This is a genomic window from Tropicibacter oceani (genome assembly GCF_029958925.1).
Lineage (GTDB): Bacteria > Pseudomonadota > Alphaproteobacteria > Rhodobacterales > Rhodobacteraceae > Pacificoceanicola > Pacificoceanicola oceani.
This window is the reverse complement of record NZ_CP124616.1, coordinates 535,546-560,690: the sequence shown is the minus strand read 5'-3', so window position 1 is coordinate 560,690 and position 25,145 is coordinate 535,546. Positions and strand designations below refer to the sequence as shown.

11 protein-coding genes are annotated in these 25,145 nt (G+C 64.2%); 8 read left to right on the top strand and 3 right to left on the bottom strand.

Annotated elements, in window-relative coordinates; genetic code table 11:
• Positions 1-48 precede the first annotated feature (48 nt).
• Positions 49-561 carry an alkylphosphonate utilization protein gene (locus QF118_RS02675; protein ID WP_282301104.1) on the top strand — a complete coding sequence of 171 codons (513 nt, stop codon included), beginning with the start codon at positions 49-51 and terminating at the stop codon, positions 559-561.
• A 272-nt stretch (positions 562-833) separates the two neighbouring features.
• On the opposite strand, the gene QF118_RS02670 is transcribed toward QF118_RS02675, so the two are convergent.
• Positions 834-2,423, bottom strand: a complete 1,590-nt coding sequence (locus QF118_RS02670; protein WP_282301103.1) for a 2-isopropylmalate synthase — start codon at positions 2,421-2,423, stop codon at positions 834-836.
• A 292-nt stretch (positions 2,424-2,715) separates the two neighbouring features.
• Here QF118_RS02670 and QF118_RS02665 point away from each other — a divergent pair, with 292 nt between their 5' ends.
• A complete protein-coding gene (locus tag QF118_RS02665; RefSeq protein WP_282301102.1) occupies positions 2,716-5,670 on the top strand; it encodes a calcium-binding protein in 2,955 nt (984 codons plus the stop codon).
• On the opposite strand, the gene epsE is transcribed toward QF118_RS02665, so the two are convergent.
• Positions 5,667-6,866 (bottom strand): exopolysaccharide biosynthesis GT4 family glycosyltransferase EpsE, encoded by a 1,200-nt coding sequence (gene epsE, locus QF118_RS02660; RefSeq protein WP_282301101.1) that lies wholly within the window; start codon positions 6,864-6,866, stop codon positions 5,667-5,669. The two genes, QF118_RS02665 and epsE, sit on opposite strands and share 4 nt — an antisense overlap.
• Positions 6,867-7,067: 201 nt before the next feature.
• Between epsE and QF118_RS02655 the strand changes: the two genes are divergently transcribed.
• The 6 genes from QF118_RS02655 (at position 7,068) to QF118_RS02630 (ending at position 23,201) form a co-directional block, all read left to right on the top strand.
• Entirely contained in the window at positions 7,068-7,886 is an 819-nt protein-coding gene (locus QF118_RS02655; protein ID WP_394357081.1) for a glycosyltransferase, read from the top strand.
• The gene (locus tag QF118_RS02650) at positions 7,883-9,247 is read left to right on the top strand and encodes an oligosaccharide flippase family protein (RefSeq protein WP_282301099.1); all 1,365 of its coding nucleotides are present in this window, start codon (positions 7,883-7,885) and stop codon (positions 9,245-9,247) included. Before QF118_RS02655 ends, QF118_RS02650 begins: the two co-directional genes overlap by 4 nt.
• A gap of 184 nt (positions 9,248-9,431) precedes the next feature.
• Positions 9,432-15,875 carry a type I polyketide synthase gene (locus tag QF118_RS02645; protein WP_282301098.1) on the top strand — a complete coding sequence of 2,148 codons (6,444 nt, stop codon included), beginning with the start codon at positions 9,432-9,434 and terminating at the stop codon, positions 15,873-15,875.
• A 3-nt stretch (positions 15,876-15,878) separates the two neighbouring features.
• Positions 15,879-16,895, top strand: a complete 1,017-nt coding sequence (locus QF118_RS02640) for a glycosyltransferase family 2 protein (RefSeq protein WP_282301097.1) — start codon at positions 15,879-15,881, stop codon at positions 16,893-16,895.
• Positions 16,896-16,900: 5 nt separating this feature from the next.
• Positions 16,901-21,463, top strand: a complete 4,563-nt coding sequence (locus QF118_RS02635; protein WP_282301096.1) for a MupA/Atu3671 family FMN-dependent luciferase-like monooxygenase — start codon at positions 16,901-16,903, stop codon at positions 21,461-21,463.
• A 412-nt stretch (positions 21,464-21,875) separates the two neighbouring features.
• A complete protein-coding gene (locus QF118_RS02630) occupies positions 21,876-23,201 on the top strand; it encodes a GumC family protein (protein WP_282301095.1) in 1,326 nt (441 codons plus the stop codon).
• A 147-nt stretch (positions 23,202-23,348) separates the two neighbouring features.
• On the opposite strand, the gene QF118_RS02625 is transcribed toward QF118_RS02630, so the two are convergent.
• A complete protein-coding gene (locus QF118_RS02625; protein ID WP_282301094.1) occupies positions 23,349-25,097 on the bottom strand; it encodes a nucleotide-binding protein in 1,749 nt (582 codons plus the stop codon).
• Positions 25,098-25,145: the final 48 nt, after the last annotated feature.

Sequence of the window (25,145 nt, the reverse complement as noted above, 5' to 3'; positions counted from 1 at the left end):
CGGCGTGAAACGGTTTACCGGGCACAGGTCTGTCAGGGGGTTTGAAACATGACTTGTTGTGCGCTGTGCAAAGCCGATGATGCCACGGATGTCGCCGTCACTCCCAGGGATGAAACCGTTGCGCTTTGCGCTGTCTGCGCCGATGGTCTGGCAAACGGCCCGACAGATGGTCCCCACTGGCAATGCCTGAACGACGCGATCTGGAGCACGGTTCCCGCGGAACAAGTCGTCGCATGGCGGCTTTTGAAGCGGCTGGACGCCCTTTGGGCGAATGATCTGCTCGACATCGCCTATCTTGAACCGGAGGTTCTGGACTGGGCGATATCGGGTCTGCCTTCGGGCAACGATCTGGTGCACCGGGATGTGAACGGAACGGTGCTGAGCAATGGCGATACCGTGACCCTGATCAAGGCGCTACCGGTCAAGGGGGCCGGGTTCACCGCAAAGCAGGGCACGGCGGTCCGCAAGATATCGCTTGAGCCGGACAACGCCGAGCATATCTCGGGCCGGGTCGAGGGGCAAAAGATCGTGATCCTGACGAAGTTCGTCAAAAAATCCTGAGACCGGGGGACGGGGCGCGGCCCATCCCGCCATCGGCAACCTTGGTGGTCTGTCTTTGCGGGATGACGGCCTGTCGCCGGTCTGGACAGGCATCTGCCCGGTTGCTGGCGGTTCTGGTTCGGCGCGGACTGGTGGTGCGCGCCGAGGACTGGCCACAATCTTCGCTGCAAAGGGATCTGGACACCGGTTCGATTGCTGCGTTGCAATTTCAACCGGTGCCGGATGGCAGGTATGGAGGGTAGGATGAGTCCAGACCCGTCCTACCTTAACCGTCAGGTATCCTTGTAGCTGATCTCGCGCGCATCGGCGCCAGGACCCACCTTGGACCGGCGGACGATCAGCCGGTTCAGCGCCTGGATATAGGCCAGAACCGAGGCAACCACCGTGTCCGTATCGGCCGATTGCCCGGTTGCGATCACGCCATCTTCCTCCAGCCGGACAGACACGGTTGCCTGCGCATCCGTCCCCGCGGTCACGGCGTTCACCTGGTACAGCTGAAGCCGGGCCTTGTTCGGGTGCAATTCGCGCACCGCCTTGAAGGCCGCATCCACCGGCCCGTCCCCTTCGCATTCCGCGCTCAGGTCCTTGCCGTCGATTTCAAGCTCGATCTCGGCCTTGGCGGGACCGCCGGTGCCGCAAACCACGCGCAGGTTGACCAGTTGGATCGCATCCGCGCTTTCCGTGGTGGCCGAGACAAGCGCAAGGATGTCGTCGTCGAACACCTCTTTCTTGCGGTCGGCCAGGTCCTTGAATCGGACAAAGATGTCCTTGAGCTGGTTGTCCCCCACCTCGACCCCAAGGTCCTTGAGCTTGGCGCGCAAGGCCGCCCGGCCCGAGTGTTTGCCCAACGGCAAAGAAGTTCCGGCAAGGCCGACGTCTTCGGGGCGCATGATTTCAAAGGTTTCGGCGTTCTTCAGCATGCCGTCCTGGTGGATGCCGCTTTCGTGGGCAAAGGCGTTCTTGCCGACGATCGCCTTGTTGAACTGCACGGGAAAGCCCGACACCGTCGAAACCCGGCGCGAGATGTGCATGATCTTTTTCGTGTCGATGCGCGTCGAGAACGGCATGATGTCGCCGCGCACCTTCAGGGCCATCACGACCTCTTCCAGCGCGGTATTGCCGGCGCGTTCGCCAAGGCCATTGATCGTGCATTCGATCTGGCGCGCGCCGCCTTCGACGGCGGCAAGGGCGTTGGCCGTCGCCATGCCAAGGTCGTTGTGACAATGGGTGGCAAACACGACGTCATCGGCCCCCGGCACGGTTTCGATCAACCGGCGGATCAGGTCGGCGCTTTCGCGCGGGGCGGTATAGCCAACGGTGTCGGGAATGTTGATCGTGCTGGCGCCCGCCTTGATGGCGATCTCGATCACCCGGCACAGGTAATCCCATTCGGTCCGCGTCGCATCCATCGGTGACCACTGCACGTTGTCGCACAGGTTGCGGGCGTGGGTCACCGTTTCGTGGATGCGATCGGCCATTTCGTCCATGGTCAGGTTCGGAATGGCGCGGTGCAGCGGCGAGGTGCCGATAAAGGTGTGGATGCGCGGCTGCCTGGCATGTTTGACTGCCTCATAGCAGCGGTCGATGTCGGGCAATTGCGCGCGGGCAAGGCCGCAGATCACGGCATCCTTCGACCGTTCTGCAATCTCTTTCACCGCACGGAAATCGCCCTCTGAGGCGATGGGAAAACCGGCCTCGATGATATCCACGCCCATGTCATCCAGCAGCTCGGCAATCTCGAGCTTTTCGTCATGGGTCATGGTGGCGCCGGGGCTTTGTTCGCCGTCGCGCAGGGTCGTGTCGAAAATCAACACGCGGTCTTTGTTCGCCTTGGGGGATGCGTCTTTTTCAGTCGTGGTCATGTCAGGAACTCTCTTGTCTTCTCCGTTGCACGTGGCGCGATACACAACTCCTCTGAGCGGACGCGCCGTGACGGCACGCTCAGAGGCGTGTTAGGAGAAGAGCCAGGCCAAGCGCAAGCGGCGCGCGAAAAAGCGCAGGTGCGGATATGTGGCCATTCATCATCATGAGCGTCACTATACGGCGCAATTCCTAAAAGAAAACCCGCAATTTTCGGCCTGTTTTCAAGGCGGGGCTTTGCCCGATCCCCGGCTTGCTGCATATTGCGCAAAAGGCAGGAAACAGGGCAAAGATATGTTGCGCAGGATGCTATGGGCGGCAACGCTGGCTTTGATGCCAATGCTGGCCGCCGCTCAGGATGACAGAACCGGCGAGGCAGGCACACGCCTGTATGTCTTTGGAAATTCGCTGGTCAATCACCTCAGCGAACAATCCGATCACACCAACATCGCGCATTGGCTGAACGAAATGGCCAAGGCGGATGGGCGCAGCTTTGCCGTGGATGGGCAGTGGGGGTTTCTGCGCAACTTTGCCGACGGTTTGCCGCCTACGGCGAACTGGTCCTTTCCCGGGGTCAAGGGCGCCTGGTCGCCAGACACTGACTTTGCCGCCGGACGGTTCGATGCGGTGATGATCACCCCGGCCAATTTCATCCAGTACCAGCTGCCCGACGTGCCCTATGACGGCGACAACCCGACCGGCGAAAGCCCCCTGGGGGCGATGCTGCGCCTGACCGACTGGATTGCCGGTCAAAGTCCCGGATCGCGGATTTTCCTTTATGAAGGCTGGGCCGAGATGGCCGGCGTGACCGGTGGTTTCCCCCCGGATGCCGATGCGCTGGACCGCTATCACGCCTTCAATCAGGGCGATTATCACCGCTGGTATCAGGATCTTGTTCAGGGCCTTTCCCAGGCGCGGCCCGACACGACGGTGACGCTGATCCCGGTTGCGGCGATCCTTTCAGGGCTGATGGGCGAAGGGGGTCTTTTGCACGGGCTGCCGGCCCGCGCCTTTTATGTCGATGATGCGCCCCACGGCACCGAGGCGCTGTATCTTCTGGCGGCGATGGTCAGCTATGCCGCCCTGTATGACGCGCCGCCCCCGTCGGACTGGCGCCCGCCCGCACGCTTGCATCCCGAAGTGGTGGCCCAGTATCCGCAGATCGCCGCCGCGATCTGGCAGGCCATGCCGGAAACAAAAGCCCGCGCCGCCGCCCCTCAGCCCGCGCCCGAGGCGGTCGCGCAGGCCGCCGTGGCGGCAGATCTACCCGCCCGTCAGCCCGTCGTGTTGCCGCCTAGCGGCATCAGGCCCGATGGCAACCCCGCCTTGGGTATGGGGCTGAACGGCATTGCCGACTGGTCCACGCAACATCCCTTTGTCGACTTGATGAAAACTGCCCGGGACTGGGTGGGCCATGCCGATGGCACCTGGGGGGCCTTCACCTCCGAAGCGCTGCGGGCCGAAGGGCACATCGGCCCCGACGGATGGCCGCTCAGCCTGCCCGAGGGCGCCGAGGCGCTCGAAGCGGTGCTGTTGACCGATCAGCCCGAACAGGCACAGCACCTGCGCGGCGACTATGTTCTGCTGTACAAGGGCAAAGGCGCGATCAAGCTGACCGGGCGGGCCAAGCGGGTGCGCTATGACGACGGTCAAATCGGCTTTTTCTACGAGCCGGGCGAAGGGCTGGTGGGCATTTCGATCACCCAGATCGACCCGTCCGATCCGATCCGCGACATCCATATCGTGAAACAAGGCAACCTGCCGCTGTTCGAGGCGGGCGTGATCTTCAACCCCGATTGGATCGCCCGGATCGAAGACCTGCGTTCGATCCGCTTCATGGACTGGATGATGACCAACGGGTCGACCATCACGTCATGGCAGGACCGCCCGCAGATGACCGACGCCAGCTGGAGCGTCTGGGGCGTTCCCGCCGAAGTGATGATCCGCCTGGCCAACCAGATCGGCGCCGACCCCTGGTTCACCATGCCCCACATGGCCGACGACGACTACGTCCGCAACTTTGCCGCGTTGGTCAAGGCACAGCTTGACCCGGAATTGAAGGCGCATGTGGAATACTCGAACGAGGTCTGGAACTTCATCTTTCCGCAGGCCGGATGGTCCGCCGCCCAGGCCGAGGCGCTTTGGGGTCCGTCCGAATCCGGCTGGATGCAGTTCTACGGCCTGCGCGCCGCGCAGGTCATGGACATCTGGTCCGATGTCTTTGCGGACGAGGCCGCCGACCGGCTGGTGCGGGTCGTGTCCACGCACACCGGATGGCCAGGGCTTGAGGAAAGCATCCTGATGGCGCCGCTGGCGTTCCTGCAACTGGGCCGCCCGCCGCAGGACAGTTTCGACGCCTACGCCGTGACCGGCTATTTCGGGTATGAAATGGGCGGGCCGGAAATGGCGCAACGCATGAACGAATGGCTCGACGCCTCGGAACAGATCGCCACCAAGGCCGGCGAGGCCCAGGGCCTGCGCCGCGTTGCCCTGCGCGAATTCGTCAAACAGGCCCGGTTCGAGGCGGCGATTGCCCCGGTCACCCTGGCCCTGGAAGAAGGGTCGCTGCGCGAGCTGATCGACGAGGTGTTCCCCTATCACGCCGGTTCGGCGCGCAAGGCCGGGCTGAGGCTGGTCATGTACGAGGGCGGCAGCCACGTCACCGCGCATGGCGACCAGGTGAACGACGACCGCCTGACCGACTTTTTCACCGCGTTCAGCTATACCCCGGAAATGGCCAAGCTGTATGAACTGTTGCTGAGCGGCTGGGTGAATGCCGGCGGCACCCTGTTCAATGCCTTTGTCGACGTGGCGCCGGCCACCAAATGGGGCAGCTGGGGCGCGTTGCGGCACCTTGATGACCAGAACCCGCGCTGGGACATGCTGATGGCCTTCAACGCCTCGGCGCCCAGCGATTGGGACCCGCGCCCGCCTTCGGTCTTTGCCAATGGCATCACGCGGATCGCGGACACCGGCAACCAACGCCTGCAAGGCACCAGCCAGGACGATATCCTGATTGCGGGGCCGGGGGACGATACGCTGGTGGTGTCTGGCGGGGCGGACGTGCTGAACGGTGGAACCGGCCGGGACCGCGCTGTGCTGCCTGGTGCGCGCGGCGATTACCGCTTTGACCGCGCGGGCCGCCAGCTTTTGGCGACGGGGCCTGACGGGGTGATCCGCATGACCGGCATCGAAGAGCTGGTCTTTGAAGATGCGATCACATCGGTCTTTCCCGAGGCAGAGTTCTAACGCTGGATTTCGTCGATCAGGGTTTCGGCGCCCAGGGCAGCGCGAAAGTTTTCTTCGACATGGGCGCGGCCGGTTTCCGACAGGCGCAACAGGGCGTCTGGGTCGGTGGCCAGCCCCCGGATGGTGCGTGCCAATGCGCCTGGGTTCTTGGGCGGCACCAGATAGCCATGCGTGCCGTCCCGGATCAGTTCCGGCACACCGCCCGCATCAGTACCGATGACCGGCACCCCCATCGACATCGCCTCCATATAGGCGACGCCCAGCGGTTCGTGCCAGGATGCCAGCGCAAAGATATGCGCCTCTTTGAGCTTTTCGCGCACCGCCCCAGCGTCGATCGCGCCCAGCAGTTTGACATGATCCTGAAGCCGCAGCTTTTTCAGATGCGCCTCAAGTTCCTGGCGATAGCCTGATCCACCGGCGTCATCCTCTCCGGCGATTTCAAGCCGCACGTCGACGCCCTGATCGATCAACTGGCGCACCGCGCTCATCAGGTCCTGGTGGCCCTTGACGATGTTCAGACGCCCACAGGAAAACAGCCGCACCGGACGGCCCTTTTCCGGTGGGACATAAGGGGTGTCGCGGGACAGCATTTTCGTGTCCACACCCATCGGCCGCACCACCAGCCGTTCGGGAAGCGCGCCTTCCAAGGCCTCCTGCACCTCGTGCAGCAGCTTGTGGGTGATGATGGTCGCGAATTTCGCGCCCGACCATTTGAAACGTTGCCCGGTGCCATAGTCCGACAGCGGCCCGTGCAGGGTGATCGAATAGGGCGGCCCGCCAAGATGATGGGCAAAGGCCGCGACCAATGCGGCGCGGCCACAGGAATGCGCGTGAACGTGATCCAGCTGGTGCTTTTTGGCATAGGCAACAAGGTGCTGCGCAGCGCCCAGCGAAACGGCGGCATCGCGGGCAAATCCCGCGCCTTCCTGCGCGATCCAGCGCGGCAACCCGGCTGAAATCAGCCGGACCAACCCCACGACCGTGGCAACCGGGTCGATCGATCCCAGGTAGGTCGTCCGCAGGATCGCATCATCGGACCAGTCATGCGCGATCAACCCGGACGGAGGCTTGCGCGTGGACAGCACATGCACTTCGTGCCCCATCGCCTCCAGCGCGAGGATCTCGCGCCAGAAGAAGATGTGGGTTTGCCCCGGGAATTGGGGCACCAGATAACCGATACGCAGCTTTTGCGACACCTTGCGTTTGTCCTGTGGTAGGGCAGCGTGGACCGGCTTTCCCCCGAAAGCAGATGCCCTTGACTATTCCAGCCCGGACCATGCTTTGGCCATAGTCAACTGGCAAACAGCTTGGCAGGGGGGCTTGTATTTTTTGCATGTGTGGCCCCAAAGGTACGGGACATGGTTAATGGCATCGCGGCACAGGCGGGACTTGTGTCGATAATTCTTCCCGCAAACAACGAGGCGGCGCTGATCGGCGGCTGCCTTGAATCGATTCTGGCCTCGGTCTGGGACCGCCCGGAAACCGTCGAGGTCGTGCTGGTCGCCAATGGTTGCAGCGATGATACGGCGCAGATCGGCCTGAAGTATGTTCCTGAATTTGAAAGAAAAAGCTGGTGTCTGACGGTGCTGGACCTTGCCGCCGGTGGCAAGCTGGGTGCGCTGAACGCAGGCGATGCCGCGGCCTCGGGGGCCATTCGGATCTATCTGGATGCGGATGTGACCGTCACGCCCGGCCTGCTGTCCGAACTGACGCAGGCGCTGTCAACAGACCAGCCGCGCTATGCCAGCGGCCAGGTCCGGATCACTGCGCAAGGGGGCATCAGCCGGGCCTATGCCCGCATCTGGCAACAGGTGCCTTTCATGGCCGATTGCGTTCCGGGATGTGGCGTCTTTGCGGTCAATGCCGCCGGGCGCGCCCGTTGGGGCGCCTTTCCGGATATCATCTCGGACGACACTTTTGTGCGGCTCAGCTTTGCGCCGGACGAACGGATCGGCGTTCGCGCGCCCTACTGTTGGCCGATCGCCGAGGGGCTGGGCAACCTGGTCCGGGTGCGGCGCCGCCAGGACGTGGGCGTCGACCAGATCGCGGAACAATACCCCGCTCTGTTGGCAAACGATGACAAGCCCGCGTTCCCGCTGTCGCGCAAGCTGGCCATCGCGCTGCGTGATCCCATCGGCTTTGCCATCTATTCCGGGGTGGCCCTGTTCGTCCGCCTGACCAAGCGCCAATCCTCGGGTTGGAGCCGCGGACGATGAGGGGCGCAATCACAAGGCTGCGCGGTGGATCGCTGTCGGCGCGGGTCATGCGCTCGTCGCTTCTGACGGTGGGGGGCTTTGGCTTTAGCCAGGTGATCCGGCTGGTCTCGAACCTGATCCTGACGCGGCTTCTGTTCCCCGAGGCCTTTGGCCTGATGGCGCTGGTCATGGTCTTCCTGATGGGGCTTGGCCAGTTCTCGGACGTCGGCGTGACGCCCGCGATCCTGCAAAGCAAGCGCGGCGATGACCGTGATTTCCTGAACACCGCCTGGACCATCCAGGTGATGCGCGGTTTCGGGCTTTGGGCCGTGGCCTGCGTGGCGGCCTGGCCGATGGCCTGGATTTATCAGGAACCGATCCTGACCCAGCTGTTGCCGGTCGCGGCCCTGACCTTGCTGATTGCCGGATTCAAACCGACCCGCATGGACACCGCCAATCGCCACCTGTTGCTGGGCCGTGTGACCGTGATTGACATGGCCGTGCAACTGGTCGGAATTCTGGTCGCCATCCTGGCGGCGTGGCTAACCGGATCGGTCTGGGCGCTGGTGATTTCTGGCGTGGTTGGCGGCATCGCCGAAGTCACGATCAACAGCCGCTTCCTGCCCGGCGAAAGGAACCGCTTTCGCTGGGAAAAGGCGGCCGCGGACGAATTGATCAACTTTGGCAAATGGGTCTTTCTGGCGACCATAGCCGGGTTCCTGTTTTCCCAGGCCGACAAGATCCTGATCGGCAAATACCTTAGCCTCGACACCTTTGGCGTCTACAATATCGGCTACTTTCTGGCCGCCTTCCCCATGCTGCTGGGCGGGGTCGTGACCCGCAAGATCCTGATCCCGATCTACCGCGAAACACCGCCAACCGAGTCGCCCGAAAACTTTGCCCGGCTGCGCAAGATGCGCTTTGCCGTGACCACGATGCTGATGGCCATGGTGACGGTTCTTGCGGCGGTGGGCGTCTGGCTGGTCGATCTGATGTATGATCCCCGCTATACCATGGCGGGGGCGGTTGTGGTGCTTCTGGCCTGTGCGCAGATGCCGATGCTGATCGTGCAGACCTATGACCAGGCGGCGCTGGCGGCGGGCGATTCCCGGAGATTTTTCGTTCTGGCAGCGGCGCGCGCGGTTCTGATGATCGCCTGCCTGATTGTCGGCCTGGAAACGGCGGGCCTGCTGGGGGCGCTGATCGGGCAGGGGGTGGCCTTTGTCCTTGCCTATCCCGTGGTGGTCTGGCTGGCCCGGCGCATGGGCGCCTGGGACGGGCTGCATGATGCCATTTTTGCCGCGCTCGGGGTGGCCTGCGCCGCCTTTGCGCTATGGGTGAACTGGGCGCAGATCGCTGCCATGGCGGGATCGGGGCTTTGATTGCTATTGGTTCCTATTCGGAAACAAACGCTGTAAACCTTGCCATTGTCGATCAAACCGGCCCGATTTGATGAGAATCCCCTCTCAGCGGGTCGATTCCGGGGCGGATACCTAAAAATCGCCCCATTTTTCGCGCAATCCCCAAGCAGGGTGTCGGCGCAAGTGTGTGGCGGGGTAGTGAATCATGGCGGGTGACGCTGAACAGGTTTATGGCGAAAACGATATCGCCATCGTTGGCATCGCCGCGCATCTTCCCGGTGCGCAGGACATCAACGCCTATTGGCGCAACCTGCGCGATGGCGTCACCTCGATCCGCCGCCTGAGCGAGGACGAGCTGCGCGAGGCAGGCGAAGACCCTGGCCTGATCCGGCACCGCGACTATGTCCCCTTTGCCGCCCCTCTGGACGATTTCGAACAGTTCGACGCCGAGTTTTTCGGGTTCAGCCCCAAAGAGGCGGCGATCATGGACCCCCAGCATCGCCAATTCCTTGAAACCGCCTGGGAGGCGCTGGAAACCGCCGGGCACGTGCCGGAAAACTTCCCCGGTCAGGTGGGGGTTTTCGCGGGGTGCGGCATGGGCAGCTATTTCTATTTCAACGTCTGTTCGAACCCCGATCTGGTGGAAAACACCGGCATGTTCCTGTTGCGCCATACCGGCAACGACAAGGACTTCATGACCACGCGTCTGTCCCATGTGCTGGACCTGCACGGCCCCTCGATCAACCTGCAAACCGCTTGCTCGACCTCGCTGGTCGCCACCCACTACGCCGCGCAGGCGCTGTTGAACGGCGAATGCGACATGGCCATCGCGGGCGGCGTGACGATCGAACTGCCGCAGGGGCGCGGCTATCTTTACAAGGAAAACGAAATCCTGTCGCCGGACGGCCAATGCCACGCCTTTGACCACCGCGCACAGGGCACGGTCTTTGGGTCCGGCGCGGGGGTTGTCGTGCTGCGCCGCATGGCCGATGCCGTGGCCGACGGCGATCACATCTGGGCCGTGATCAAGGGCACCGCCGTCAACAACGACGGGGCGCAAAAGGCCGGCTATCTGGCGCCTTCGGTCGACGGTCAGGCCGAGGCGATCGCCGAGGCGCAGGCGATTTCCGGCGTGACCAGCGACACCATCGACTATGTCGAATGCCACGGCACCGGCACCTATCTGGGTGACCCGATCGAAGTCGCCGCCCTGACGCAGGCCTTTCGCGAAACCTCTGACGCCGTGGGTCATTGCCGCATTGGGTCGGTTAAAACCAACATCGGCCATCTGGACACAGCGGCGGGCGTCGCCAGCCTGATCAAGACCTCGCTGGCCCTGCATCACAAACAGATGCCGCCCTCGTTGGGCTTCGAGGCCCCGAACCCCGCCATCGACTTTGACCATTCGCCTTTTCGGGTGAATGACCGGCTGACCGACTGGCCCAGCCAAGGCCACCCGCGCCGCGCCGGGGTGAATTCGCTGGGCGTCGGTGGCACCAATGCCCATGCGGTTTTGGAAGAGGCCCCGCAGCGCGCCGCCTCCGAGGCCAGCGACTTCCCGTTCCAGATCCTGACGCTGTCGGGGCGCTCCAAATCCGCGCTCGAAGGCAACGCCCAGCGTCTGGCCCAACATCTGCGCAGCCATCCCGAACAATCGCTGGCCGATGTGGCCTGGACGCTGAAGGAAGGCCGCCGCGCCTTTGAAAAGCGTCTGGTCATCGTCGCCGAAACCCATGCCGAGGCCGCGCAACTGCTGACCGAAGGCAACCCGCGCCGCGTTCACCAGCACAGCGCGCTGGACCGCCCCGACACGGTCTTCATGTTCCCCGGCGGCGGTGCGCAATACGCAGGCATGGCGCGTGACCTGTACGAGGTCGAGCCTGTCTTTGCCGAATGGATGGACCGCGGGCTGGATCATCTTGCGACACTGACGGACGTGGACATGCGCGCGCTTTGGTTGCCCGATGGTGATGCAGCCGATGCCGACAAGGCGCTGCAAAAACCCAGCCTGCAATTGCCGCTGATCATGATCGTCGAATACGCGCTGGCCCAGCTGTGGATCAGCTGGGGCGTGACGCCAAAGGCGCTGGTCGGGCATTCGATGGGCGAAAACACCGCCGCCTGCGTGGCAGGCGTCATGTCGTTCGAGGATTGCATCGGATTGGTGCACCTGCGTGGCCGTCTGTTCGACACTGTCCCGGCTGGCGGGATGCTGTCGGTGAACCTGCCCGCCGAAAAACTGCGCCCGATGCTGGGCGACGATCTGGACCTAGGCGCCGAAAACGCGCCGGAATTGTCGGTTGCCTCCGGCCCGCAGGCCGCTTTGGATACGCTCGAGGCCAAACTGAAAGCGCAGGACATCGACTGCCAGCGCATCGGCATCGACATCGCCGCGCACAGCCGGATGCTGGAACCCATTCTGGCCGATTTCCGCGCCTATCTGGCTTCGATCCGGCTGAGCCCGCCGCAAATCCCGCTGACGTCCAACCGCACCGGCCAGATGATGACCGACGAACAGGCGACCAGCCCCGATTACTGGACGGAACACCTGCGCGGCACCGTGCATTTCGCCGATTGCATCGGTACCCTTGCCGAACCCAACCGCATCTTTCTTGAGGTCGGCCCCGGCAAAGCCTTGTCCGCCCTTGCGCGTCAGCATGGCAACGTGAGTGCCAATCAGGTGCTGTCCTCGCTGCGCCATCCCGAAGACCGGATCGCCGACGACAAACACATGTTCGAGGTGCTGGGCCGTCTCTGGGCGCTGGGCGCACAGATTGACTGGGATCAGATCTGGGGCGAGGCGCGGCGCAACCGCGTGCCCCTGCCTACCTATGCCTTTCAACGCGCGCCCTATTTCATCGCCCCCGGCGAGGCGGCTAGCGACGCCGCGCCGCAATACCTGATGCGCAGCGATGACGTGGCCAAGTGGGGCTACAAACCCGTCTGGCGGCCCCGGTCGGCGCAGGTCGAGGTTGATATCGACGACCTGCACGAGGCTGATCCGCAGACCTGGCTGGTCTTTGCGGATGACGCGGGTCTTGCGGCTGGTGCGATTGAAAAACTGCGCCGCGCACGCCACCACGTTGTCGAAGTGCGCGTCGGCGACACCTTTTCGCGCCTGTCGGGCGACCTTTACATCCTGTCGCCGGAACGCGGCCGCGAAGGTTATGACCTGCTATTGCAGGACATGGCGGCGCAGGGCGTGATCCCCACCCGCATCGCGCATTTCTGGTTGGTTACGGCGGATGAAACCCACCGCCCGGGATCGTCCTTCTTCCACCGCGTGCAGGAACAGGGCTTTTATTCGCTGATGTTCCTTGCCCAGGCCCTGGCCGAGGAAGGCACCGCCAAGCCCCACATCACAGTCGTCAGCAACGGCGCGGCCAAGCTGCGCGACGAAGCCCTGCGCTATCCCGGGAAATCCACCATCGCCGGCCCCGCCCGGGTGATCCCGCGCGAATTGCCCGGGGTGACGGTCTCGACCCTGGACATCCAGCTGCCCCAACCGGTTCAGGCCAGCCTTTGGACCCGGGCCAAGGCCGAGGCGGCGCATCAACAGGCGATGAATGCCCTGACCGCCCGCGTTCTCGAAGAACTGACTTCCGAACCGGCCAACCTGATTGCCGCCCTGCGCGGCGACCGGCGTTTTGAATGCGCGATGAAGCCTGTCGCCCTTGCCCCGGAACCGCCCGCAGCCCAAACCGGCGGCACCTACCTGCTGACCGGCGGCTTTGGCGGGATAGGTCTGACGCTGGCGCAGGATTTTGCCGCCAAGGGGGCCAACCTTGTGCTGATCGCGCGCAAGGCCCTGCCGGATCGCGGGCAATGGGCCGACTACCTGAACCGCCACGCGCCAAACGATCGAACCGCGCGTCGCATCCGCGCCGTTCAGGCGCTGGAACAGGCCGGCGCGCAGGTCATGGTCGCCGCCGCCGATGTCTGCAACCTGACCCAGATGACACGGGTGCGGGATCAGGCGCAGGACCGCTTTGGCAAAATCACCGGGGTGATCCACGGCGCGGGCGTCATTGCCGATGCCCCGCTGATGACCAAATCCCCCGCCAGTGTCGAAGACGTCTTTACCCCGAAAATCCACGGAACCGAGGTGCTGGGCCAGCTGTTCCCCGATGGCAGCGTCGACTGGATGGTGCTGTTCAGCTCGTCCTCGACTGTCACGGCCCCCGCCGGGCAGGTTGATTACGTCGCCGCCAATGAATTCCTGAACGCCTTTGCTGCCGCCCGCGCAGGAGGCAAGACCAAGGTCGTCGCCATCAACTGGGGCATCTGGAACGAGGTCGGCATGGCCGCCGAGGCCGTGGCCGCCCGCTCCGGTGATCTGCCCAAGGCCCCGGTCGAACCGGTCGCCCTTCCGCTGCTGGATCAGGCGAGCTTTGACAGCCATGGCAACCGCATCTTCCACGCGGAATACTCCGCCAAGGACTGGTTCATCGACGAACACCGCACCAAGGCGGGTGATGCGCTTTTGCCCGGCACCGGCTATCTGACGCTGGCCGCCCATGCCCTGCGCGCCCACCACGAAGAGGGGGCCTTTGAAATCCGCGATCTGGATTTCCTGCGCCCCCTGCGGGTGGCCGATGGCGCGGCCCGCGACGTGCAGGTCCGCCTGACCCGCAACGACCGTGGCTATGGCTTTGACGTGCTGGCGGATGCCACGCTGAACGGCCGCCACGGCCACGCCCTGACCGCGCAGGGCAGTCTGATCCTGCTGCCGATCAAACGCCCCGAACCGATCGACCTGAAGGCCATCCGCGCCCGTTGCGGCGCGCCTGTCGCCGCCGGGAACGGTCAGAAACTGGCCGCCGCACAAGAGGTCATGCTGGCCTTTGGTCCGCGCTGGAAAGTGCTGGACACCCGCGCGCTGGGCACCGGCGAAGGCATCGCCGATCTGTCCCTGCCTGCCGCTGCGGCGCATGACGATTGCCTGTTGCACCCCGCCTTGATGGACATTGCCACCGGCTGGGCGATGGAGCTGATCGAAGGCTGGCAGCCCACGCATCTTTGGGCCCCGGTCCGCTATGGCCGCGTCCGTGTGCATGGCCCCCTGCCGGATCGCGTGGTGTCCTGGGTGCGCAACGCCGCCGACAACAAGGCCAGCGGCGAAACCGCCAGCTTTGATGTGACCCTCTGCGACGAGGCGGGCCATGTGGTGGTCGAGGTCACCGGCTTTACGATCCGCAAGCTGGACAACCTTGATATTCTGAAAACCGCCCCGCGCCTGACCGCTGCCGAGGTCGAATTCGACGACGCGGGCAGCGCCCAACCCCTGTCCCCGGCCGAGGAACGACTGGCTCACAACCTGTCTCAGGGCATCCTGCCCGCCGAAGGGGTGCGGGCCTTTCACGCCGCTCTGGCGCTGGGTGCGTCGCAGGTGGTCATTTCCTCGATGGATCTGGACGCCCTGACCCGGCAGACCGCCGCCAGCACGTCCGAGGCGGCAAGCGGTCAGAAATTCGACCGACCCCAGCTGGAGGGGGATTACGTTGCCCCCGAGGGCGAGATCGAAAAGACGCTGGCAGGCTTCTGGGAAGACCTGCTTGGCGTGCAGAACGTCGGCGCCGAGGACAGCTTTTTCGATCTTGGCGGCCACAGCCTGATCGCGGTGCGTCTGTTCGCCAAGGTCAAAAAGGCCTTCCGCGTCGATTTCCCGATCTCGGTCCTGTTCGAGGCCCCGACCATCCGCACATGCGCCGCCCTGATCGCGCAGCAGACCGGCCATGTCGACAGCACCACCAGCGACGCGCCCCAGGCCGCCCCCGAACGCCGCTTCAAACACCTTGTCGCCATGCACGACGGTGACGGCGGCCCGCGCCAGCCCTTCTTTCTTGTCGCGGGGATGTTCGGCAACGTGCTGAACCTGCGCCATCTGGCCCACCTGCTGGGGGCCGACCGGCCGTTCTATGGTCTTCAGGCCAAGGGGCTGTACGGTGGTGAGGCCCCGCACGACAGCATTCAGGACGCCGCGCGCGACTACATCGCGGAAATGCGGCAGGTTCAGCCCGAAGGCCCCTATATGCTGGGCGGCTTTTCCGGCGGCGGCATCACCGCCTACGAAATCGCCCACCAGCTGGAGGCGATGGGCGAACAGGTGTCGGTGGTCATCATGCTGGACACGCCGCTGCCCCAACGCCGCCCCTTGTCGCGCAAGGACCGGTTGATCATCCAGTGGCACAAGGCCCGCGAAATGGGGCCCTTGTATCCCTTTGTCTGGGCCAGAAACCGCATCGCCTGGGAATTCGAAAAGCGTCGTCAAAAGGACCAAACCGGCGCCGAACACGCCTTTCACAACGCCGAGATCGAGGCCGCCTTTTATCGCGCCATCGCCAGCTACACGGTCAAGCCATGGACAGGCCGCGTCGTGCTGTATCGCCCGCCCTTGCAGGGCAAATGGACGGTTTCGGGCGGCAAGCTGGTGAATTCGGAACGCAGCTATGTCCTGCACGACAACGACTGGGGTGAAACCCTGCCGCAGATCGAGGTGCACGAGGTCCCCGGTGATCACGACAGCATGGTGCTGGAACCCAACGTGCGCGTTCTGGCCAGCCTGATGCGCGAGGCCATCGAAGGCGCCGAGGCGCAGGCCGCAGGGCATGGCGAAATCGTCCGTTTTCCCACGCAGGCGGCAGAGTAATCCATGCCCAGGCTTCTTGTCGTTTCGCTCAACTACCGCACCGCGCCGATGACACTGCGCTCAGTTCAGGCCGCGCTGCGCGCCATGCAAGGGCTGGATGCCGAACTGCTGATCGTCGACAACGATTCCGGTGACGGATCGTTCGAGGTGCTGCGCGATACCGTCGCCAGTGCCGACTGGGCGCAGGGGCACAACATCCGGGTGATCCAGTCGGGCCACAATGGCGGCTTTGGCGCGGGCAACAACGTCGGGATCCGGGCCGGAATGTCGGACGGCTCGAAACCCGATTACGTCTATATCCTGAACTCCGATGCCTTTCCGGCCCCGGATGCGATCCGCAAACTGTACGATCATCTTGAAACCCACCCCAAGGCGGGCTTTGCCGGAAGCTATATCCATGGCGAAGACGGTAGCCCCCATATGACCGCCTTCCGCTTCCCCTCGGCCCTGTCGGAACTGGAAGGGGCGGCGCGCTTTGGCCCGATCTCGCGTCTTTTGAAGGCCCGTAAAGTCCCGATCGACATGCCGGATCAGACGCAGCGCGTCGATTGGCTGGCCGGGGCGTCGATGATGATGCGGCAATCGGTGTTGGATCAGATCGGGCTGTTTGACGAAACCTTTTTCCTGTATTTCGAGGAAACCGACCTGTGCCTGCGCGCCGCCCGCGCCGGGCATGAAACCCACTACGTCCGCGACAGCGAAGTGATGCACATCGGATCGGTTTCGACGGGCATGAAGGTCTGGACCCGCATTCCCAGCTTCTGGCTGGACAGCCGATGGCACTATTTCACCAAGAACCATGGCCGCGCCTATGCCTTGCTGGCCACGCTGATGCACGCCTTGGGCGGTATCCTCTGGCGCGTCCGGCGTGCGGTTCAACGCAAAACCCCCGCAGATCCGCCGCATTTCCTGCGCGATCTGGTGTTACACGATCTCAGGGCGATGGTCCGGCCCCTGCCGGGCAAACCCCGCGTGCCCCGGCCAGCCATGGCCGCCGCCGCAAGGACAAAAGTGGAGTAAAGCAGATGGCCCGGTTTTCCTGTGTCGTGATCGGCAACGAATCCCTCTTGGTGCAATGCAGCCAGCGGCTTTTGGACCGTGGCAACACCATCCGTGCCGTAATCACCGGCAATGCAGAAATCGCGGATTGGGCCGCCGCGCAGGGGTTGGCCGTGGTCGCCGATGCCCGCGATCTGGCCGGCGCGCTGGCGGGCCAGTCCTTTGACTGGCTTTTGTCCATCGCCAACCTGAAAATCATCCCTTCGGACGTGCTGGCCATGCCGGCGAAGGGGGCGATCAATTTCCACGATGGCCCCTTGCCCAAACACGCCGGTCTGAACGCCCCGGTTTGGGCGATGGTCCAAGGCGAAAAGACCCACGGCATCACCTGGCACCTGATCGAGGGCGGCGTGGACGAAGGTGACATGCTTGTCCAGCGCCCCTTTGACATCACCGACAATGACACCGCCCTGACCCTGAACACCAAGGCCTATGAGGCCGCGATCGACAGCTTTCCGGCGCTGTTGGACCAGCTTGAAAGCGGCACACTGCAACGCCAGAAGCAGGACCTGACCCAGCGCAGCTATCACGCGCTTGCAGATCGCCCCACCGGTCACGGCATGCTGGATTTCAACCGTCCCGCCGCTGACCTGGAACGCCTCGTCCGCGCGCTGGATCACGGCCCCTACTGGAACCCGCTTTGCGCCGCCAAGATCCGTGCCAAGGATGCGCTGTGGCTGATACGTCACGCACGCGTGACAGCGGGGCGCGGCGCACCGGGCACCGTGTTGGAGGTGACCGCCGATCACATGACGGTCGCCTGCGGCACGCAGGCCCTGCTGCTGGACGGCGTGACACGGATTTGCGGCGCTCCGGTGAACCTGTTCCAGCTGGCTGCGGCCGGGGACAGCCTGCCGTTGCCCAGCGTTGACGACCTGGCGCAGATTGATGCCGCCGTGGCGCGGATCGCCCCCCGCGACGGCGTCTGGCGCGTCGCGCTGGCTGATCTGAAACCCGTTCAGGTCCTTGGCGCCTGCGACGGTCAGGGCAGCGTTGAAACCCGCGCTTTGAACATCCCCTCTGGCGAACAGGGTGCGGCCCTGGTGGCCAAATGGGCCGCGCGCCTGGGCGGGCAAGGCACTTTTGATCTGGCCTATTCCGACAGCGCCATTGCCGACATGGCCGCCACTGGCGTCATTTCCCCGTGGACCCCGTTCCGGGTGACGGGCGGGCAGGCCAGAAGTCTTGCCAATGCCGCGCGTGGCAAAAGCTTTGCCAGCGATATCTTTGCCCGCGCGCCGGAACTTAGCTGGCCGGAAACCCCGCAGGTCGGCATCGTTACCAGCGGCGGGCATATCCCCGGCACCGTCCTGACCGTCGAATTGGGCGACACCCCCGGCCTGTCCTATGACACTGGCAAGATCGCCGCGCAGACCGCTGAACTGCTGGCTGCAAGGCTTGAACTTCTGGCCCATGCGCCGGACAAAACCCTGCCCGATGCCGAACGCGATCTGGTTCTGAACCACTGGAACGACACGCCCAGCGACCATGACCGCACCCTGACCATGCACCGCGCGTTTGAGGCGCAGGTGGCGAAAACTCCCGAAGCGACAGCGCTGGTTTTCGAAGGGCAAAGCCTGACCTATGCCCAGTTGAATGCCCGCGCCAACCGCGCCGCGCATGTGCTGCGCGACATGGGTGTTGCGCCGGGGCAGGTGGTGGGCCTGTGCTGCCGCCGCTCGGTTGATCTGATGGTGGGCGCGCTGGCGATCCTCAAGGCGGGGGGCGCCTATCTGCCGATGGACCCGGGCTATCCCGCCGAGCGCCTGGACCATTTCGTGCAGGACAGCCACGCGCAGGTCATCGTCACCCAGGCGGCGCTTGAAAGCGGTCTGCCGAAACACGATGCCCAGCTTTTGGTGATCGACGCCGAGCCGCGTCTGGACACCGCCCCGAATGACAACCTGCCCGATACCGCCACGCCGCAGGATCTGGCCTATCTGATCTATACCAGCGGCAGCACGGGCAAGCCCAAGGGCGTCATGGTCGAACACCGCAACGTGCTGAACTTCTATGCCGGGATGGACGGAGTGGTGCAGGGTCACGGCGGCACCTGGCTGGCTGTCACCTCGCTGTCCTTCGACATTTCGGTGCTTGAACTGTTCTACACCACCGCGCGCGGCTTCAAGGTGGTGCTGTCCTCGGACGAGGATCGCGGGCTGATCTCGAACGGGCCCCTCGGGGCCAGCGGCGCGGGTATGCAGTTTTCGATCTACTACTGGGGCAACGACGACGGCATTGGCCGTGACAAGTACAAGCTGCTGCTTGAGGGCGCGCAATTTGCCGACGAAAACGGCTTTGTCGCGGTCTGGACGCCGGAACGGCATTTCCACGCCTTTGGCGGCCCTTACCCGAACCCATCGGTGACCGGGGCCGCCGTCGCGGCGGTGACCCGCAATATCGGTGTGCGTTCAGGCTCGGTCGTTGCGCCGCTGCACCATCCGGCTCGCATCGCCGAGGAATGGTCAGTGATCGACAACCTGACCAATGGCCGTGCCGCTCTGGCCATCGCAAGCGGCTGGCAGCCCGATGATTTCGTCCTGCGCCCGGAAAACACCCCGCCCAACAACAAACCCGCCATGGTCGAAAACATCGACCAGATCCGGCGTTTGTGGCGCGGTGAGGCGGTCGGTTTTCCCCGTCAGGATGGCACCCTGCACGAGGTTGTGACCCAGCCCCGCCCGGTGTCCAGGGAACTGCCGATCTGGGTTACTACAGCCGGCAACCCCGAAACCTGGAAAGAGGCAGGGCGCCTTGGTTGCAACGTGCTGACCCACCTTTTGGGGCAGTCCGTCGACGAGGTCGGTGGCAAAATCAAGCTGTACCATGCCGCGCTGCGCGAGGCCGGGCATGACCCCAAGGATTTCACCGTCACGCTGATGCTGCACACCTTCCTGTCGGACAGCCGCGACCACGCCGGCGAAATCGCCCGCCAGCCGATGAAGGATTACCTCAATTCCGCCGCCGGTCTGATCAAGCAATACGCCTGGGCCTTCCCGGCCTTCAAACGTCCCGAAGGGGTCAGCAACGCCTTTGATCTGCAGCTTGACGGGCTGGAGCCGGACGAACTGGACGCCATCCTCGATTTCGCCTTTGAACGCTATTTCAACGAAAGCGGACTGTTCGGCACCATCGAGGATGCCATGGCCCGCGCCGAAGAGGTCAAGCAGATCGGCGTCGATGAAATCGCCTGCCTGATCGACTATGGCATCGACCGCGACCTGGTTCTGGAAGGGTTGAAACCCTTGGCGCAGGTGGTCCAGGCCACCAAAGCCGCGCCCGAACCGCAGGCGGATGATTTTTCGATCGCCGCGCAACTGCTGCGCCACAAGGTGACGCACCTGCAATGCACCCCGTCGATGGCGCGCATGTTTGCCCTGAACGACGAGGCGCGGCAGGCCCTGCGCGGGGTCGATCATCTGTATCTTGGCGGCGAACCCTTGCCCGGTGCCCTGGTCAAGGAATTCGGCCAGATCACCGGCGCGACGATCACCAACATGTATGGTCCGACCGAAACGACGATCTGGTCCTCGACCCAAATGGCCAATGCGGGCGATAGCATCGTCAACATCGGCATGCCCTTGGCAAACCAGCAGCTTTACGTGCTGGACGACGATCAAAACCCGCTTGGCATCGGCGAAGAGGGCGAATTGTGGATCGGCGGCGAAGGCGTGACCCGCGGCTATTGGGAACGCCCCGAACTGACCGCCGAACGCTTTGTCGACAACCCCTTTCACCCGGGGCGCATGTACCGCACCGGTGATCTGGTGCGCCGCCGTGCCGATGGCGCCATCGACTTTGTCGGGCGCGTCGACACTCAGGTCAAACTGCGCGGCTACCGGATCGAACTGGGCGAAATCGAAGCGGTTCTTGAAACGCAATCCGGTGTGACCCAAGCGGTCGTCACCGCGCGCGAGGATACACCGGGCGATCTGCGTCTGGTCGGCTATTACACCGGAACCCTGCAGGACGAAGCGCGGCTCAAGACGGCGATGGGCGCGGCTTTGCCCGCCTTCATGGTGCCGGGCCGCTTCATGCGTCTGGACGCCTTTCCGCTGACCCCGAACAAGAAGGTCGATCGCAAGGCGCTGCCCGCGCCTGTGGTGAAACCCAGCCAGGCCCCGGCCCCCGCGCCGGCCGCCCAGGTCAAAGCCCCTGCCAAACCGGGCACAGCCCCCGCCGATGTCGAAGCGGCCATCGCCCTGATCTGGACCCGCTATCTTGGCGTGCCGGGGATTTCCGGGCGCGACAACTTCTTTGACCTTGGCGGCCATTCTCTGCTGGCGGTTCAGGCGCACCGGGCGATCCGCGAAGAACTGGGTGCAACGCGGCTGTCGATCACCGACATCTTCCGCTTTCCGGTGCTGGCCGATCTGGCCGCACGGGTCGGTGACATGGTCGATCTGGCCCCTGCAGCATCCCAGCCCGCACCGACCACCCCGCCAGAACCGGCGGGCAATGACCGCGCCACCAGCCGCGCCGATGCCATGGCACGCCGCCGCGCGATGCGGGCCCGCCGCAGCGCATGATCCCCTAAGCCCTGCGTGGCTTGATGGGCCCGGGTGGTACTGCCGCCCGGGCCTTTCTTGTTTGCGCAACCGGCAGAAACCGGCCCGATTCCCCACGCGATCAAGACGCGGACCTGCCCTATTCCCAACCCTGCGATTTTGAACGGTTCCGGCTGAGTTCCGCTCTTTCTGCCTGACGGGCGTCCAAATCCGCACGAAATCCGGTAAAACCCCTGTAAGTCACGGCAAATATGGCGAAAATGTGTTCGTGATCCCGGATCCGGACACGCATTGTTTCCACATCGTCCCCGGAAAATCATGGCGCAAATAAGGCAGCTTCGCTAGATTGTGACATGAAGATGGCAAGCGCTGCCTCAATTTTGGCGCAAGTCACTTTCGAACGCATTGGGGGCCACTTTGCGGGAGCAGCGACATGAACCAGTTCCAAACCTTTGATGAGGTGTTTTCGGCCCTCAAGCGCCGCGCCTGGCTGATCCTCCTGATCGCTTTCGTCGGCTGCGTCCTGTCGCTGAACTATGCCATCAGCCAAAGCAAGACATTTGAGGCCACCGCTGTCGTCCAGATCGAGGACGCGCGCCTTCCTGACCAACTGGCCGGTGCCTCGGCTGCCGCCGAAGATTCCGCCCGCCGTGTCCGCCTGATCGAACAGCGTCTGATGGCCCGCGACAACCTTGTCCGCATCATGGAAAAGCACGACCTGTTCTCCGACGATCCGGAAATGACGATAAATGAGCGCATCTTCAACATGCGCGAGGCGGCCCGCATCGAACAGATCGTCGATGCCACCCAGGCCTTTGCCCCCGGCGGCAACACGCCTTCGGGCCTGCTGATCACCGTGCGACTGGGCGATCCGCAAAAGGCCGCCGACCTGGCGAACGAGTTGATGTATTCGGTCATCGACCAATCCCGCGACCGGTCCGTTGGCCGTGCCCGCGACACCCTGGATTTCTTTGTCGCCGAAGAATCCCGCGTTGGCCGTGAAATCGACACCATGGAAGAACGGATTGCCGTGTTCAAATCGGCCAACAGCGAACAGCTGCCCGCCGGTGTGTCCGACCTGCGCGACCAGCTTTCCAGCCTGCGCGAAAGCGACCTGGAACTGGACCAGCAGATCCTGACGCTGGAAACCTCGTCCGACCGTCAGCGCGAAGAGGTGAAGGCCGCCAGCGTCGCGCTGTTGAACGAACAAAAGCTGCTGATCGCCGAACGCATTTCCCAGCTTCAGGTGCTGATCGCCGGCGCCCCCGAGGTGGAACGCGAGCTGAGCGCGATGGAACGCCAGCTGACCCAGCTGCAGGAACAGTACAACGTCATCACCCGCCGCAAGGCCGAGGCCGAGATGGGCCAGGCGCTGGAAGATCGTCAGCAGATGGACCGTTTCGAGGTGCTGGAAACCGCGCTTGTGCCGGAATACCCGGTGTCGCGCAGCCGCAAGAAGACCGCCATCATGGGCGCCGTGGCCAGCCTGATTGTCGGCATCGCCGTTGCCTTTGCCGTCGAACTGTTCAACCCGGCCATCCGCAACGCCGCCCAGATGGAACGCATGCTGGGCATCCAGCCCGTCGTCGCCATCCCCCAGGTCCAAAGCCGCAAGGATCGCACCCGCCGTGGTCTTGGCATCTTTGGCTGGATCGCCGGCCTGGCGGCGATGCTTTATGCCGCCTACCGCCTGATTGGAAACGCCATTCCCTGGTCCGAGCTGATGGGGCGCATCCTGCCCCGCCTTGCCCGGACCTGACCGCGCCGCTACAGCGCGTGCGTCAAGGCTGGGTTCAGGTCACGCAGGTGACTGAACGGTGGAACTGCCAAGACGCAAAAAGGAAAGCCCCCGCGCGATGGTTCGCGTCGGGGGCTTTCTGGTTCTTGCGGTCCGGGGTCGGGGCGCTCAGTAGTGGTACTTGTCGATCTGGGTATTCTCGGCCTTGTTCAGGACCATGCCCAGCAGGGGCGTTTCCTCGCCCAGGCGGCGCTCGACTTCCTTGATTTCCTTTTCGGTGGTGATGCCGCCACCGACCACCAAAAGCACGCCGTCGAACATCGGTCGAAAGGCGATGACATCGTCATAGTATAGCGCCGGGGGCAGGTCGAACAGCATCACATCGGGCTCCAGCGCGGTCTCGATCCGGTCCAGGGTCGCTTGGGTGCGCGGGTCTTGAAGCAGCTCCGAGGCATAGGGTTCGATCACCTGGTTAAAGCCAAAGGCGATGTTGCGCCCGGCGTTGATCGTGTTCTTGCCCATCCGTCGCAGATGGTCCTCTGGCGGGATCTTGCCGCGCAGCATGTCGCCCATCGACCCGGGATTGGCCAAGCCCATCACCTTGTGCAGCGTCGGGCGGCGCATGTCGCAATCCAGCAGCAGCGTGCGGCAGTTTTCCTGCCGTGACAGGCTGATGGCCAGGTTGGCCGCGGTGAACGTCTTGCCGCAATCCTTGGTCGGAGAGGTGATCGCAACCCGTTTCCAACCATGTTCCTGCAACGCCTGAAGCAACCGTGTCCGCAGCACGTCAAAGGCGGTATAGGCCGGATCCTCGCGCGTGGCCGTGATGATCCGATTGGCCGCAAGATGGCCCTCGTTGACCGAAAATTCCGCCATGCTGTCCCAGGCGCTTGGGCTTTTTTCGGGCTGGGGTTTCGGTGCGGTGTCGGGAACAGGTTGGGCCACCGGGGCCTTGGCCGCGGCGGCGGGGCGTTTGGGCCGCACCGGAACCACCGGCCGGGTCAGTTCCAGCGGCGCCTGTTCTTCGGCGCGCTTGGCCAGTTCGCTTTGTTCGCGGGCAAGCTGCTCGGCCTGCTCTCGGCCCTTGCGTTCCTTTTCGCGCCGCTGTGCCTCGGCCTCCGCCTTGGCGCGCCGTTCGTCCTCAAGCCGCTGCGCTTCGGCCTGCCGCGCGGCCTCTGCTGCCTCGCGTTCGCGTTTGGCTTCGGCCTCGCGCTGGGCCTGTTCATCCGCCTTGCGCTTGGCCTCGGCCTTGGCGCGCTGGCGTTCCTCATAGGCCTTTCTCTGACGCTCGCGCTCGGCCTCTCGCTGGGCGCGGGCCTCGGCCAGTTGAGCCTCCTGGCGGGCGACTTCCAGCGCTTCGGCCTCCAGCCGCTCCGCTTCCTCGCGGGCCTTTTGGGCGGCCAGATCGGCCTGGCGTTTCAATTCGGCCTTGCGCGCGGCCTCTTGTTCCTCGGCCTGGCGCTTGGCTTCGGCGCGCTTGCGCTCTTCGGCCTCGCGGCGGGCCTTTTCCTCGGCTGCTGCGCGCGCGGCCTCTTCTTCGGCGCGTTTCTCGCGGGCAGCCTGCTGGGCGGCCAGACGGGCGGCTTCGGCCTTGGCGCGCTGGCGGTCCTCTTCGGCTTTGCGCCGGGCCTCGGCCTCCTCGGCGCGGCGCTTTTCTTCGGCCCGCGCTTCGGCATGGCGCTGTGCCTCGACGCGCTGGCGCTCGGCCTCTTGTCTTGCGGCCTCTCGTTCGGCTTCGGCCTGGGCTGCTGCGGCCTGCGCGCGCGCCGCTTCGGCGGCTTGCCGCGCGTCTTCCTCGGCCTTGCGGCGTGCCATCCTGTCGACGCGGCTTTCCAGCGGCGCGACCGGTTCGACGGCATCCTCGGCCCCTGGGGCGTCCTTGCGGAATTTGCGGCGAAATTTGGGGCGGTCGATCATGGTCATGCCTCCGCAGCCTTGGCAGCCAAGCACACACGGGCGCCGACA